Here is a 14762-nt window from a genome sequence, read left to right on the forward strand (position 1 = left end):
GCTCAGTGCACCTCGGCGGGCACCTGCTCGGCCGCTGCCCGGCTGCGCCGCCGGCGCACCAGCACCACGCCTGCCACTGCGCCGAGCACCAGCACCACGATCACGGCGATCCCCAGCGGACTGCCGGCAGCCGCCGCCAGCGCAGCCTCCCACACGGCGAACCCGATGGAGGCATAGATCAGCCCCCACGCGATCGCCCCGGGAACCTGCGCGAGGGCGTACTTCCACCAGGTGATCCGCAGCACCCCGGCACCGGTCTGCACCATCGACTGGAAACCCACGGTCAGGTAGCAGACCGGCACGATCAGCAGGCCCCAGCGGCGGATCGCCTCGATGCCGGCATCGGCGCCGCCACCGGCGAGCCAGGCGTGCACCCGGCCCAGCCGCCCGGTCGGGTTGGTGCGCCGCAGCGCCTGGTCGGTGGGGATGCGCCCGATCCAGTACATCAGCTGCCCACGCAGCCAGCCGCCCACACTGAGGGCGGTCAGCGCCACCGCGAACGGAAGGCTGCTGAGAAAATCGGGCACGCCGTCTCCGTCCATCGCTTGCAGTTACCGGGCGCGCAGCACCTGGGGGCTGACCCGCAACCATGTTATCGCAACATCAGTGTTGCTGAAGTGGCTCCGGTCACCCAGCGAGGGGGCGCGGCCGCCCGCGCGTGATCACTCCTTGGCGGCGCACTCCGCGCAGGTGCCGAACAGCTCCACAGTGTGCTCCACGCCGGTGAACCCGTGCTCGGCGCCCATCCGCGCTGCCCAGTTCTCCACAGTGGCGGCATCCAGCTCCACTGTGGCCCCGCACTCCCGGCAGACCAGGTGGTGATGGTGGTGCCGGGTGAGGCACTTGCGATACAGGGACTCGCCGTCGGCGGCGCGCAGCACGTCCACCTCACCGCGTTCGGCGAGGACCTGCATGGTCCGGTACACGGTGGCCAGGCCGATCTCCTCACCACGGTCCCGGAGCATCTCGTGCAGCTGCTGGGCGCTGCGGAAGTCATCGGTCCCGTCCAACAGCTCCGCCACCGCGGTCCGCTGGCGGGTCATGCGTTGCACTGGCCTACCTCCTGCTCGGAAAGACTGACGTCGTCCGGGACATCCGGGTGCGGGTCGGCGTGCTGGTGCCGCCGGCGGGGCCGGACGACGGTGCGGACGATGGCCACTCCAGCGTAGACGGTCACTGCGAGCACCACGATGGTCGCCCCCGGAGCGAGCGGCTGGGTGAAGGTGATCAGCAACCCGCCCACGCACAGCAGGGCGCCCAGGCCCATCGCCAGGGTCATCGTGCGCCGGAACGAGCTGGTCAGCTGCTGGGCGATCGCCACCGGGACGATCATCAGGGCACTGACCAGCAGCAGCCCCACCACCCGCATCGCGATCGTCACGGTCAGCGCTGCCACCACGGCGATCGCCAGGTTCACCACCCGCACCGGCAGCCCGGCTGAGCGGGCGAACTCCTCGTCCTGGCTCACCGCGAACAGCACGGTCCGCCCACCCAGACCCACCACGAGGATGACGGCGGCACCCACCATGGTCGTGACCAGCTCGCTGGGGGAGACGGTCGCCAAGGAACCGAACAGGTAGCCCATCAGGTTCGCGTTCGTGCCGCCGGCCACGCCGATCAGCACCACGCCGCCGGCGATGCCGCCGTAGAAGAGCAGCGCCAGGGCCACGTCCCCGCTGGTCCTGCCCCGGGCGCTGACCACGTCGATCAGGATCGCGCCGATCACCGCGGCGACGACGGCGCCCAGGACTGCGTAGGCATCGTTGGGTTCGGCATGGGTCCGGGCCCCGACGAGCCAACCCATCGCCACGCCGGTCAGGGCCACGTGGCCGACCCCGTCGCCGAGCAGGGACAGGCGCCGTTGCACCAGGTAGGTGCCCACCACTGGGGCGCTCACCCCGACCACCAGGGCGGTGAGCAGGCTGCGCTGCAGCAACGGGGAGGACAGGGCCGTGGACATCAGCTCCCACCAGGCGTTCATGGCAGGCTCCGTTGCATCAGGTGCTCCTCGGCAAGGGTCTGTTCCTCGCCGTGGTCGGCGTGCAGGTGCTGGTGACCCAAGCCCGCGTGTGCGTCTGCGGCCAGGGGAGGGGCGCCGTCGTGCACGATACGGCCATGCCGCAGCACCACGGCTCGCTGCAGGATCGCCGACATCCCGGCAACCTCGTGCAGCACCACCACGATGGTCATCCCGTCGTGGTGCAACTGACTGAGCAGCTCGACCAGCGTGTTCTGGGTGGGCGTGTCCACCCCGGCCATCGGCTCGTCCAGCAGCAGCAGGTCGGGCTGACGCACCAGTGCTCGGGCGATCGCGACCCGCTGCTGCTGTCCGCCGGAGAGGTGCTGCAGTGCAGTGTGCGCCTTCCCGGCCAGGTCCACTGCTTCCAGTGCGGCCAGGGCACGAGGGCGGGCGCCCCGGTGCAGGCGGAGCGTGCGGCGGTTCAGCAGGCCGGTGAGCACCACCTCCACAGCGGTGGCCGGAACACCGGACGGGGCGGCCACCCGCTGGGGCACGTACCCGATCCGCTCCCACGGCACCGCCCGGCCCTTGCTCACCGGGGTGCCGAAGATACGCGCCTGCCCGGCGGTCGCGGGGATGATGCCGAGCAGGGTGCGCATCAGCGTGGACTTGCCGGAGCCATTGGCCCCGAGCAGCGCCACTGCCTCTCCGGACCGGATGGTCAGGTCCACATCGGACAGCACCCGGGCGGAGTCATAGGCCACCGAGAGGTGCTCGGCCTGGATCACAGGCGTGCCCGGGGCGGGGCGGGCGGCGGCGGGGTTCGAGGCGTTCATGCGCACTCCAGGGCGGAGGTGAGGGCGGTCAGGTTGCTGCGCATAACGCTGAGGTAGTCGGCGCCCGGGTCGGTGAGGCTCTCCAGCGGGTCGAGGCGCTGCACGGTGATGTCGAGCTCGTCGGCGAGCGCCTCGGCGACGTCCGGACTGAGCAAGGTCTCGGTGAAAATGGTGCGTACCCCCTCGGTGCGGATCACCTGCGCGATCTGCTGCATCCGTGCCGGGGAGGGCTCGCTCTCCGGGTCCAGGCCGGCGACGCCGACCTGTTCGAAGCCGTACCGGTCGGCCAGGTAGCCGAAGGCCTCGTGGCTGACGACGATCACGTGTTGGTCGCAGCTGGAGAGCTGGTCGTGGAACTCGGCGTCCAGCTCGCCCAGCTCCGCCTGCAGCTGTGCGGCGTTCGCGGCGTAGGTGGTGGCGTTCGCGGGGTCGATCGCGGAGAGGGCGGTGGCCACCTGGTCGGCGGTCGCAGCGAGCCGCGTGGGGTCGAGCCAGAAGTGTGGGTCGGTGCCCAGGTGACCGTGGCCGTCGTCGTGGGCATGGGCGTGCTCGTCGTGGCTGTGGCCTGCGTGGTTCTCGGCTGCGCCCTCGGGGTCGGCTGTGCCCAGGTGTGGATCCTCCTCTGCGACGGTGTCCACCACCTGCGGGCCGCGGATCTCGGCGAGGGCGTCGTCCAGCGCCGGTTGGAACCCGGAGAGGGTGAGCACCGCGTCTGCCTCCTCCAGCACGAGCACGTCCCGGGTGGTCAGCTCCAGGTCGTGTGGCTCGGCCCCGGCGGGGGTGAGGTTCTCGACGTCTACCTCGTCGCCGCCCACCTGCTCGGCGACGAACTGCAGCGGGTAGAAGGAGGCCACCACGCGCACCTCGCCGGTGCTGGCGTGTCCGGCGGTGCAGCCGGCCAGGGCCAGGGCGGATACGAGGGCAGCACTCAGTAGCCCCCAGGTCCGCCCGCTACGCTTCATGGGAACGATTCTCAATCCAGGTAAGGGTCGATGTCAACTTGGCGCTGTCTTGGCCCGCCCCGAGTCGACGATCTGAGGTGCCAGAGGGTGTCTGAGGCAGGCGCGGCGTACCTCAGTCAGCACCCACGGCCTCAGACGTGCGTGCAGGGCGGCTGGCAGTGGGCAGAGGCACGTCGGGCGACCGGTAGCCTGGTGCGCACGTCTCGCCCGGACCAGCCAGGTGCGGGCCCGCCGACCCAGGAGTGTATGAAGTGGCCAAGGAGCCGTCGCGTCTCGATTCCGTCGTCAACCTCGCCAAGCGTCGGGGATTCGTGTTCCCGTCCGGGGAGATCTACGGCGGTACCCGCTCCGCGTGGGACTACGGCCCACTGGGTGTGGAGCTGAAGGAGAACATCAAGCGGCAGTGGTGGCAGCAGATGGTGCGCGGCCGTGAGGACGTGGTCGGGATCGACTCCTCGGTGATCCTGCCCAAGCAGGTCTGGGTCGCCTCCGGGCACGTGGGTGTGTTCAGCGACCCGCTCACCGAGTGCCTGTCCTGCCACAAGCGGTTCCGCGAGGACCAGATGATCGAGGAGTTCGAGGAGCGCAAGGGGCGTGCCCCCGAGGGCGGGCTGGCCGAGATCGCCTGCCCGAACTGCGGCACCCGTGGCCAGTGGACCGAGCCTCGGGACTTCAACATGATGCTGAAGACCTACCTCGGCGTGCTCGAGGACGAGTCCGGTCTGCACTACCTGCGCCCGGAGACCGCGCAGGGCATCTTCGTGAACTTCGCGAACGTGATGAGCGCAGGGCGGAAGAAGCCGCCCTTCGGCATCGGCCAGATCGGCAAGTCCTTCCGGAACGAGATCACGCCAGGCAACTTCATCTTCCGCACCCGCGAGTTCGAGCAGATGGAGATGGAGTTCTTCGTCGAGCCGGGCACCGACGAGGAGTGGCACCAGTACTGGATCGACAACCGCACCGACTGGTACGTGGACCTGGGTATCGCCAGGGAGAACCTGCGCCACTACGAGCACCCGACCGAGAAGCTCTCCCACTACTCCAAGCGGACGGTGGACATCGAGTACCGGTTCGGGTTCTCCGGCAGCGAGTGGGGTGAGCTGGAGGGCATCGCCAACCGGACCGACTTCGACCTGTCCACGCACACCAAGCACTCCGGGCAGGAGCTGTCCTACTTCGACCAGGCCACCGGGGAACGCTGGGTGCCCTACGTGATCGAACCCGCCGCGGGGCTGACCCGCTCGCTGATGGCGTTCCTGGTGGAGGCCTACGCCGAGGACGAGGCACCGAACGCCAAGGGCGGGGTGGACAAGCGCACCGTGCTGCGCCTGGACCACCGGCTGGCCCCGGTGAAGGCTGCGGTGCTGCCGCTGTCCCGGAACGAGAAGCTCTCCCCGGTCGCCCGCGACCTGGCCGCCGAGCTGCGGAAGAGCTGGAACGTGGACTTCGACGACGCCGGCGCGATCGGCCGCCGGTACCGTCGCCAGGACGAGGTCGGCACCCCGTACTGCGTGACTGTCGACTTCGACTCCCTGGAGGACCAGGCGGTCACCATCCGGGAGCGGGACTCGATGGCCCAGGAGCGGGTGGCCCTGGACCAGGTGGGCGCCTACCTGGGGGCACGTCTGATCGGGGCATGACCGGGTGAGTCACGGCCACGGCCAGGTGGAGCTGGCCGCCGGACCTGCGCGTCGGGCCCGGCGCGTGCTGGCCGCCATCACCGTGCCGCTGCTGCTGGCCACGCTGATCGGACTGGCCGTGCTCTGGCCGCGCGGAGACACCCCGGTGGGCTCCCAGCCGGACCCGTTCGCCGGTGCCCAGTTCGTGACCGCGGAGGTCGTGGAGGTTACCGGGGAGACCGGCAAGGAGGTGCGCGCCGAGCTGGCGGACGGGTCGGGCGAGGTGGTGCCGGTGCAGGTGCCGCCGGAGATCATGGCTGCCGGCGTGGACCCTGGCGACAGCATCCGGGTGTTCTTCACCGCCACCGCGATGGGCTCGGGCAGCCCGTACGTGTTCGTCGACTTCGTGCGCGATGTGCCGCTCGTGCTGCTCACCGCGGTCTACGTGCTGGTGGTGCTGGCCGTGGCTCGGGTGCGCGGGCTGATGGCGATCGTCGGCCTGGTTGCCTCGATGGGCATCGTGGTGGCCTTCCTGCTGCCGGCGCTGATGGCCGGGGGCCCGCCGCTACCGGTGACCCTGGTGGGGGCGAGCGCGATGATGTTCATCGCGGTCTACCTCGCCCACGGCATCTCGGTCCGGACCACGACGGCGTTGCTCGGCACGTTCGTCGGCCTTGCGGTGACCACGTTCCTGGCCTCCTGGGCGACCGGTGCCGCCGAGCTGTCCGGGGGGCAGCTCGGACGCCTCGATCATGATGAACGCCATGCTGCCCGGGGTGGGGCTGCGTGAGCTGCTGCTCTGCGGGATCGTGATCGCCGGCCTCGGTGCGCTCAACGACGTGACCATCACCCAGGCCTCGGCCGTGTGGGAGCTGCACGCGGAGAGTCCTCGGGCACCGCGCCGGCGGCTGTTCTCCCGGGCGATGCGGATCGGCCGGGACCACATCGCCTCGACCGTGTACACCCTTGCCTTTGCCTATGTGGGCGCCGCGCTGCCCACCCTCATGCTGGTGATGCTCTACGACCGGTCCCTGGGCGCCACCCTCACCGCCGGAGAGATCGCCGAGGAGGTGGTGCGCACCCTGGTCTCCTCGATCGGGCTGGTGCTGGCCATCCCCGCGACCACCGCCCTGGCCGCCGTGCTGGTGCGCACCCGAGGCGGTGCCCGACGGGTGGACCGGTCGGCCCCGGAGCAGGCGGCGTCCGTAGACTGACGCGGTGTCTGTGCGCGTCGCGATGATCAGCCTGCACACCTCCCCAGGTGCCTCGCCCGGGGCAGGTGACGTGGGCGGGATGAACGTGGTGATCCGCCAGCTCAGCGATGAGCTCGCCCGCCTGGGCTGCGCCGTCGAGATCCTCACCCGGCGCACCGACCCCCAGGCGCCGGACAGCATCGAGCTGGACCCAGGAGTGCGGCTCCGGCACCTGGACGCCGGACCGCCGCGGGTGCTGGCGAAGAACGCCCACGAAAGCTTGGTGCCCGAGTTCGCCGCGGCGCTGCGCGGCCTGCCGGGCTACGACCTGGTGCACGCCCACCACTGGTACTCCGGCCTGGCGGCGCGGCAGGCGGCCGCCGACTGGGGTGCGCCGCTGGTGCAGTCCCTGCACAGCATCGCCGCGGCCCCGCACACCCCGCTCAGTGCCGGCGAGCGGCCGGAGTCACCGGGGCGGCTCGCCGCCGAGCAGGCACTGGCACGCCGCGCCGACGCGCTGCACGCGGTCAGTACTGCCGAGCGAGACACCATCGTCGACCGGCTCGGCGCCGATCCCGCCCGGGTCGAGGTGATCCCGCCCGGAGTGGACACCCGCCAGTTCCACCCCCAGCGGGCCGAGCAGGGCGGGCCTGGTTACCTGCTGATGGCCGCCCGGTTGGAACCGCTCAAGGGGGCCGACCTGGCGATCGAGACCTTCGCCCGGATCGATCCCGCGCTGGTCGGAGAGCTGATCGTCTGCGGTGGCGCGACCAGCGGGTTCGAGGACTACGTCACCGAGCTGCACCACCTGGTGGCCGACCGGGGCCTGGGGGAGCGGGTCCGGTTCGTGGGTGCCCGGGACCGGGACGAGCTGGCTCGGCTGATGGCCGGTGCCCGGCTCTTCCTCAACCCCTCGCACTCGGAGACCTACGGTCTGACCGCGCTGGAGGCCGCTGCCTGCGGGGTGCCGGTGGTCGCCTCCGCCGCCGGCGGGCTGGTCGAAGCGGTCCGGCACGGCGAGACCGGCCTGGTGCTGGACAGCCGCGACCCGCAGGACTGGGCCGAGGCGGTCACCGGTCTGCTCCGCGACCCGGACCAGGTCCGCCGCCTCGGCGTCGGTGGGCTGGAGCACGCGCGGGCACACACCTGGGCGCTGATGGCCCGCCGCACGCTGGCGTCCTACCGCAGGCTGCTCGGGCGCGGCTGACTCGGCGTGCTGCAGGGCAACGGGGGTGACCTTGTGGTTGCGATCGGCGCCGTTTGCAACCACAAGGTCACCCCCGCGGAGGGATGTGGCACGAATGGTTCGGATCCGTTGGCCCGTGGCGACGGCAGCGCCTACACCGCCACCGGACGCCGCCGCGGCCGCGCCCGGGCGGGGCGCAGGGTGCGGGTGGTCGGCCACGGGTTCACCGTGACGGGATAGTCAACCCCCACGGGTCTACCGCACACTCGGGCACGAGCGGAAGGCAGACCCCCAACGTGTCCAGAGCGCGGACAGCAACATCTGACAGACGGTCGCGCCAGCGCCCCGGAGGCAAGATCCTCAAGCCGGCCAGGACCTCTGCGCGGTTGATGACTGTGGTGACCGGTTGCTCCGGGAGACTCCGCACCCACGCCAGGACGTGCGCAGAAGCGTGCGGACCCCGCATCAGCTCGGAGATGACGTTGGTGTCGAGAATGATCATCGAGCGGTGAAGTCGGCGGCGGTCGCAGGTTCGTCCGCGACCTCGGGGATGTCAACGCCACCCACGTCCTCACCAACGGCGATGCGCTGCTCGACCCGATCGGGCCCGGTGATGGCCGGCCCCGCCCAGCTGAGAGAATGGCAGGGTGAGTGGACTGCAGATCGGACCCATCGCCGTCGGCACTCCCGTGGTGCTTGCGCCGATGGCGGGCGTGACCAACGCCCCGTTCCGCCGCCTCTGCCGAGAGGCCGGCGCTGCCGGGCTGCCCGCCGACCGGCCCGACCTCGCCGCGGGACCAGCACCGGCCGGGCTGTACGTCGCCGAGATGGTCACCTCCCGGGCCCTGGTGGAGCGCACCCCGGAGTCGATGCGGATCATCTCCCACGATGCCGGTGAGGCCGTCCGCTCGGTGCAGCTCTACGGTGTGGACCCCGCCACTGTGCGCGCTGCCGTGCGGATGCTGGTCACCGAGGACCGCGCCGACCACATCGACCTGAACTTCGGCTGCCCGGTGGCCAAGGTCACCCGCAAGGGTGGGGGAGCGGTGCTGCCCTGGAAGTCGGACCTGTTCGGCGCCATCATCACCGCTGCCGCTGAGGAGACCCGCGGCACCGACGTGCCACTGACCATCAAGATGCGGATGGGCATCGACGCTGACCACCTCACCTACCTGGACGCCGCCCGGCACGCCCAGGACGCCGGCGTAGCCGCGATCGCCCTGCACGCCCGCACCGCCGCCGACTACTACTCCGGCACCGCACACTGGGACGCGATCGCCACGCTGAAGCAGGCGATCACCGAGGTGCCGGTGCTCGGCAACGGGGACATCTGGTCCGCCGAGGATGCGCTGGCGATGGTCGAACACACCGGCTGCGACGGGGTGGTGGTCGGCCGCGGCTGCCAGGGCCGGCCGTGGCTGTTCACCGACCTGGTCGCCGCCTTCGCCGGCTCGGACCTGCGGGTGCGACCCGGGCTGGCCGAGGTGGCCGAGGTGATCCGGCGGCACGCCCTGCTGATGGTCGAGCACTTCGGCGAAGAGCTCAAGGCACTGCGCGAGCTGCGCAAGCACCTGTCCTGGTACATGAAGGGGTACGTGGTCGGCGGCGAGGCCCGCCGGCAGCTCGGCCTGGTCAGCACCCTGGCCGAGCTGGACGAGCGGCTCGAGGCACTGGACCTGTCCCAGCCCTATCCGGGTGAGGCTGCGGAGGGGCCGCGGGGCCGGGCCGGCAGCCCGAAGCGGCCGCACGTGCCCGAGGGCTGGCTGGACTCGCGAGTGATGGATGAGTCCTGGCGGGCCCAGCTCGCCGAGGCGGAGCTGTCCATCTCCGGCGGCTGAGCACACGTCCGGCGCACGTCTCAGCCCTGCGGGGCAGCCGCCGTCGAGTCCCGCACGATCAGCTCCGGGGTGAACAGCATCTCCGTGTGCGGTGCCCCGGTGCCGTCGATCTCGGCGAGGATCGTGCTCACCGCAGCGGTGCTCATCGCGTCCACGCTCTGCCGGATGGTGGTCAGCGGGGGATCGGTGAACGCGATCAGCGGGGAGTCGTCATAGCCCACCACGGACACCTCGCCCGGCACCGACAGCCCGCGTGACCGCGCCGCCCGGATCGCCCCGAGCGCCATGATGTCCGAACCGCAGACGATCGCCGTGTGCCCGGAGGCGAGCAGCTCTGTGGCTGCCGCCTGCCCGCCCTCCACGGTGAACAGGCTGGTCGCCACGTGCTCGCCCGGGTCGCTCACGCCGAGCCGCTCGCGCAGCGCGGCGGTGAACCCGGCCACCTTGCGCTCGGCCGGAACGAATCGCTGCGGACCGATCGCCAGCCCGATCCGAGTGTGCCCCTGAGCGACCAGGTGCCGCACCGCCAGGTCCATCGAACCGGCGTCGTCGGAGGAGATGAACGGCGCGTCCACGCTGGCCGAGTACCCGTTGATCAGCACCATCGGCATCCCGCGGCTGTGCAGCCGTTGATACCGCTCCGGGCTCGCCTCGGAGTCGGCGTGCAACCCGGAGACGAAGATGATCCCTGCCACGCTGTGATCGAGGAGGATCTGCACGTACTCGTCCTCGGTGGTGCCCCCAGGTGCCTGGGTGCACAACAACGGTGTGTAACCAGAATGGGTGAGTGCCGCCTCGATCTTCTGCGCGAAGTTCGGGAACACCGGGTTGCTCAGCTCCGGGACCACCAGGCCGATCAGGCCCGCAGACTTGCCGCGCAGCTTTTCCGGCCGCTCGTAGCCGAGCATGTCCAGGGCCGCGAGCACCGCTTGCCGGGCCTGTGCGGACACTCCCGGCTTGCCGTTGAGCACACGGGAGACCGTCGCGGTGCTGACACCGGCCTGGTCGGCAAGATCGGTGAGCCGAGTGCGTGAGGACACGGCGACCTCCTCGTCTGGCGCCCCGCCACCGACGGTGCCCCTCATTCTGAAAGCGTGATCTGAAAGTTACAGCAAGGGCTTGCAGGATGCCAGTCGAGCACTTATCTTCGGAGTGTCCCGGCCGCAGGACGCATCGACGCAGGCGGCCTTCCACCAGTCCCACATCAGGAGAAGAGCGGATGCGACGAAGCATGATGATCACTGCGGCGGCCGGCCTCACGCTGGTGCTCGCCGCGTGCTCGGGCGGCACGGCCGAGGCGCCCGAGGAACCCGGCAGCGCAGATTCCGACCAGGCCGACGGCGGCGAGGAGCAGGCCTCCGGTTCGCTGACCGTCTGGGCCGACGAGCTGCGTGCGGACGCGATCACCGACATCGTCGCCCAGTTCGAGGAGGACAAGGGCGTGGACGTGGAGGTCGTGGAGAAGAACTTCGACGACATCCGCGAGGAGTTCCTCGCCCAGGCACCCACCGGCGAGGGGCCGGACGTGATCGTCGGCGCGCACGACTGGGCCGGGGAGCTGGTCACCAACGGTGTGGTCAGCCCGGTCGAGCTCGGTGCCACCGCTGAGGAGTTCTCCGAGGTCGCGGTGAACGCCTTCACCTACGAGGGTCAGGTCTACGGCGTCCCCTACGGCATCGAGAACATCGCCCTGGTGCGCAACAACGACCTGGCCAGCGACACCCCGGACACCTTCGACGACCTGATCGCCCAGGGCGAGGACGCCGACGCGGAGTACCCGGTGCTGATCCAGGTCGGCGAGGAGGGCGACGCGTACCACATGTACCCGCTGCAGACCTCGTTCGGCGCCCCGGTGTTCGAGACCGACGAGTCCGGCTCCTACGTGCCCGAGCTGGCCCTCGGCGGGGAGAACGGTGAGGCGTTCGCGGAGTACCTGGGCTCCATCGGTCAGGCCGGTTCGGGTGTGCTGGACACTGCGATCACCGGTGACATCGCCAAGGAGGCCTTCGCCAACGGTGAGTCTCCCTACATGATCACCGGGCCGTGGAACATCTCCGCGTTCACCGACGCTGGGCTGGACATCTCCGTGCTGCCGATCCCCGGCGCGGGCCCGGAGCCGGCGGCGCCGTTCGTGGGCGTGCAGGGCTTCTACGTCTCCTCCTACTCGGAGAACGCGGTGCTCGCGAACGAGTTCCTGGTGAACTACGCGGCCACTGAGGACGTGCAGATCGCGCTGTACGAGACCGGCGGGCGCATCCCGGCACTGACCGCAGCGGCCGACGCGCTCGCTGACGACCCGATCGTGGCTGGCTTCGCCGAGGCCGGTGAGGCCGGTGTGCCGATGCCGGCGCTGCCGGAGATTAACGCCGTCTGGACGTTCTGGGGCACCACGCAGGCGGACATCGTCTCCGGTGCGGCCAGTGATCCGGCAGCAGCCTGGAACACGATGGTGGAGAACATCCAGGGCGCTATCGACGCCGCCTGACCACCCGCTCGGGAGGGGCGCAGGAAACGCCCCTCCCGAGCAGGCTGGTGACTATTCCCGTGCCGGCGGTGTGCCGGCCCCGGAGTGCGGCTCCGCGCATCGCGGCGCACCTGGTCCCGGAGGAAACGTGTCCCTACGCACCGAGAACAAGCCCACGTCCACCGTCGACGTCCGCGGCAGCACCTCCCACGCGCGGGAGATGAACAAGTTCTTCTTCGTCAAGCTCGTGCTGATGGCGCTGGTGAACGCCTTCGGCCTGTTCGTGCTCTACTCCTCCTGGCAGGTGGGCCACTGGGGGATGCTCGCCGCGATGGTGGTCCTGCTGGTCGTGGTCAACTGGGCCTACTTCTCCAAGCGGATGCTCGCGGCGAAGTTCCTCGTGCCCGGACTGGTGTTCCTGTGCGTGTACCAGCTGTTCACCATGGCCTACACCGGCTACGTGGCCTTCACCAACTACGGCACCGGCCACATCGGCACCAAAGAAGCCGCGATCGAGGCGAACCTCGCACAGAACGAGCACCGGGTGGAGGGGACACCGGCCTATCCGCTGGCCGTGGTCAGCAGCGATGATGAGCAGCTGGGCTTCGCCATCCTCGATGACGGCGCCGTGCTGGTGGGCACGTCCGACTCACCGTTCCAGCCCGCCCCGGAGGCGACTGTGGCCGACGGGGCGATCACCGCTGTCCCGGGCTACGAGGTGCTCACCTTCGAGGAGATCCTGCAGCAGCAGGAGGAGATCACCACCCTGCGGGTCGGTTTCGGCGATGCGGAGCAGGGCAGCATCCGCACCCAGACCGGGTCCACCGGGTTCCTCTACCAGCCCTCGCTGAGCTATGACGAGGCCACCGGCGCCCTGACCGACACCACCACCGGTGTGGTGTACCGGGACAACGGGGAAGGTATGTTCGCCGCCGACGACGGCTCCACCCTGCGGGTGGGCTGGCGGGTGCCCGTCGGGTTCGACAACTTCACCCGGATGTTCACCGATGCGCGGCTGTCCGGTCCGTTCCTGCAGGTGCTGGTGTGGACCTTCGCCTTCGGCTTCCTGTCCGTGGCCACCACGTTCTTCCTCGGCCTGTTCTTCGCGATCGTGTTCAACCACCCGCGGGTCCGAGGCCGAAAGGTGATCCGTTCGCTGCTGATCCTGCCCTACGCCTTCCCGGGGTTCCTCTCCGGTCTGGTCTGGGCCGGGTTGCTGAACCGACGATTCGGGTTCATCAACCAGGTGCTGCTCGGTGGCGCGGAGATTCCGTGGCTGACCGACGCCTGGTTGGCGCGGTTGAGCGTGATCGGGGTGAACCTCTGGCTGGGGTTCCCGTACATGTTCCTGATCACCACCGGGGCGTTGCAGGCCATCTCCTCGGACATGTACGAGGCGGCGAGGCTGGACGGCGCCCGGGTGTGGCGGATGTTCCGCTCGATCACTCTGCCGCTGCTGATGATCTCCGTGGCGCCGCTGCTGATCGCCTCGTTCGCATTCAACTTCAACAACTTCAACCTCATCTACTTCGTCACCGAGGGTGGCCCGAACTTCCCCGGGTCTCCGATCGCGGTGGGCGCCACCGACATCCTCATCTCCATGGTCTACGCGGTGGCGATCGAGTCCGGTTCCACCCAGTACGGGCTCGCCTCGGCGATGTCGATCCTGATCTTCCTCATGGTCGGGCTGATCTCCTGGCTCGGCTTCAGACAGACCCGCAAGCTCGAGGAGGTGCTCTGAGATGGCAGTGGTGACCTCTGCGACCGAGGTGCGCGGCAAGCGGTGGTGGCGTGAGGTGGGGTGGCGCTACCCGGTGGCCGCCGTGGCGATCGTCTACGCCGCGTTCCCGATCGTGTACATCCTGTCCGCATCCCTGTCCGACCGCGGCACGCTCACCGGCTCCAACCGGCTGTTCGCCGAGGTCAGCACCAGCCAGTACGAGCAGCTTCTGGCCACGATGTTCCCGACATGGGTTGCGAACACGCTGTTCATCGGGGGCGTGACGGCGGTGGGTGTGGTGCTCATGGGTGGTGCCGCGGCGTATGCCTTCTCCAGGTTCCGGTTCGCCGGCCGCCGTCAGTGGCTCACCGGCCTGCTGCTGGTGCAGATGTTCCCGCAGATGCTGGCCTTCGTCGCGATCTTCCTGCTGCTGCTCAGCCTGCGCGACGTGGTGCCGGTGCTCGGCCTGAACTCCCAGGTGGGCTTGATCGCCGTCTACCTCGGTGGCGCCCTGGGCACGAACACGTTCCTGATGTACGGGTTCTTCAACTCGGTGCCCAAGGAGCTGGACGAGGCGGCCAAGATCGACGGCGCGGGCCACGCCCGGGTGTTCTTCACCATCATCCTGCGCCTGGCCGCCCCGATCCTGGCCGTGGTCGGGTTGCTGTCCTTCGTGGCCACGTTCTCCGACTACATCATCGCCGGCATCGTGCTGCAGAGCCAGGACCGGCTGACCGTGGCGGTCGGCCTGTACCAGTTCATCTCCGGCCAGTTCGACGCCCGCTGGGGCATCTTCGCCGCCGGTGCGGTGATCAGCGCCATCCCGGTGCTGCTGCTGTTCCTGTTCCTGCAGCGCTACATCGTCGGCGGCCTGACCAGCGGTTCGGTCAAGGGGTGATCGGCCCAGCCCCAGGTAGGTAGTACCCCGGCCCCGAGGCCGGCACGTCCCACCCCACCGTTGCGCCCAGATGAGACGTTCTGCAC

At 69.9% G+C, this 14762-nt stretch carries 15 protein-coding genes; 8 read left to right on the forward strand and 7 right to left on the reverse strand.

From position 1 onward, the window contains the following. Nucleotides 1-2: 2 nt before the first annotated feature. From K338_RS0110395 to K338_RS0110415, 5 genes are all read right to left on the reverse strand, one after another. Entirely contained in the window at nucleotides 3-527 is a 525-nt protein-coding gene (locus K338_RS0110395) for a DedA family protein (protein ID WP_027286701.1), read from the reverse strand. Between the two features lie 135 nt (nucleotides 528-662). Continuing rightward, nucleotides 663-1043, reverse strand: coding sequence for a Fur family transcriptional regulator (locus K338_RS0110400; protein WP_040653534.1), 381 nt, complete (start codon nucleotides 1041-1043; stop codon nucleotides 663-665). Further along, the gene (locus tag K338_RS0110405; protein WP_022918114.1) at nucleotides 1040-1981 is read right to left on the reverse strand and encodes a metal ABC transporter permease; all 942 of its coding nucleotides are present in this window, start codon (nucleotides 1979-1981) and stop codon (nucleotides 1040-1042) included. The genes K338_RS0110400 and K338_RS0110405 overlap by 4 nt, the downstream gene beginning before the upstream one ends. After that, nucleotides 1978-2796 carry a metal ABC transporter ATP-binding protein gene (locus K338_RS0110410; protein WP_022918115.1) on the reverse strand — a complete coding sequence of 273 codons (819 nt, stop codon included), beginning with the start codon at nucleotides 2794-2796 and terminating at the stop codon, nucleotides 1978-1980. The genes K338_RS0110405 and K338_RS0110410 overlap by 4 nt, the downstream gene beginning before the upstream one ends. Continuing rightward, nucleotides 2793-3758, reverse strand: coding sequence for a metal ABC transporter substrate-binding protein (locus tag K338_RS0110415; protein WP_022918116.1), 966 nt, complete (start codon nucleotides 3756-3758; stop codon nucleotides 2793-2795). The genes K338_RS0110410 and K338_RS0110415 overlap by 4 nt, the downstream gene beginning before the upstream one ends. A gap of 251 nt (nucleotides 3759-4009) precedes the next feature. On the opposite strand from K338_RS0110415, the gene K338_RS0110420 reads away from it, so the two are divergent. From K338_RS0110420 to K338_RS0110430, 4 genes are read left to right on the forward strand one after another with little or no spacing between them, the layout of a single operon-like run. Beyond that, nucleotides 4010-5398: a glycine--tRNA ligase gene (locus K338_RS0110420; RefSeq protein ID WP_022918117.1), complete on the forward strand. Its 1389-nt coding sequence runs from the start codon at nucleotides 4010-4012 to the stop codon at nucleotides 5396-5398. Between the two features lie 4 nt (nucleotides 5399-5402). After that, complete coding sequence (locus tag K338_RS26420; protein ID WP_281166614.1) at nucleotides 5403-6167, forward strand: YibE/F family protein; 765 nt, start codon at nucleotides 5403-5405, stop codon at nucleotides 6165-6167. After that, nucleotides 6130-6591, forward strand: a complete 462-nt coding sequence (locus K338_RS26425) for a YibE/F family protein (RefSeq protein WP_281166615.1) — start codon at nucleotides 6130-6132, stop codon at nucleotides 6589-6591. The genes K338_RS26420 and K338_RS26425 overlap by 38 nt, the downstream gene beginning before the upstream one ends. A 4-nt stretch (nucleotides 6592-6595) precedes the next feature. Beyond that, a complete protein-coding gene (locus K338_RS0110430; RefSeq protein WP_022918118.1) occupies nucleotides 6596-7777 on the forward strand; it encodes a glycosyltransferase in 1182 nt (393 codons plus the stop codon). Nucleotides 7778-7979: 202 nt separating this feature from the next. On the opposite strand, the gene K338_RS26585 is transcribed toward K338_RS0110430, so the two are convergent. Beyond that, nucleotides 7980-8258, reverse strand: coding sequence for a PIN domain-containing protein (locus K338_RS26585; protein ID WP_022918119.1), 279 nt, complete (start codon nucleotides 8256-8258; stop codon nucleotides 7980-7982). Between the two features lie 145 nt (nucleotides 8259-8403). Here K338_RS26585 and dusB point away from each other — a divergent pair, with 145 nt between their 5' ends. After that, nucleotides 8404-9594 (forward strand): tRNA dihydrouridine synthase DusB, encoded by a 1191-nt coding sequence (dusB, locus tag K338_RS0110440; protein WP_022918120.1) that lies wholly within the window; start codon nucleotides 8404-8406, stop codon nucleotides 9592-9594. A gap of 20 nt (nucleotides 9595-9614) precedes the next feature. On the opposite strand, the gene K338_RS0110445 is transcribed toward dusB, so the two are convergent. Further along, complete coding sequence (locus K338_RS0110445) at nucleotides 9615-10634, reverse strand: LacI family DNA-binding transcriptional regulator (RefSeq protein ID WP_022918121.1); 1020 nt, start codon at nucleotides 10632-10634, stop codon at nucleotides 9615-9617. Between the two features lie 179 nt (nucleotides 10635-10813). On the opposite strand from K338_RS0110445, the gene K338_RS0110450 reads away from it, so the two are divergent. From K338_RS0110450 to K338_RS0110460, 3 genes are all read left to right on the forward strand, one after another. Further along, the gene (locus K338_RS0110450; RefSeq protein WP_027286704.1) at nucleotides 10814-12079 is read left to right on the forward strand and encodes a sugar ABC transporter substrate-binding protein; all 1266 of its coding nucleotides are present in this window, start codon (nucleotides 10814-10816) and stop codon (nucleotides 12077-12079) included. A gap of 127 nt (nucleotides 12080-12206) precedes the next feature. After that, a complete protein-coding gene (locus tag K338_RS21885) occupies nucleotides 12207-13799 on the forward strand; it encodes an ABC transporter permease subunit (RefSeq protein ID WP_022918123.1) in 1593 nt (530 codons plus the stop codon). A gap of 1 nt (nucleotide 13800) precedes the next feature. Further along, nucleotides 13801-14676 carry a sugar ABC transporter permease gene (locus K338_RS0110460; RefSeq protein ID WP_022918124.1) on the forward strand — a complete coding sequence of 292 codons (876 nt, stop codon included), beginning with the start codon at nucleotides 13801-13803 and terminating at the stop codon, nucleotides 14674-14676. The last annotated feature ends 86 nt before the right edge of the window (nucleotides 14677-14762 follow it).

Source organism: Ruania albidiflava DSM 18029 (assembly GCF_000421225.1).
GTDB lineage: Bacteria > Actinomycetota > Actinomycetes > Actinomycetales > Beutenbergiaceae > Ruania > Ruania albidiflava.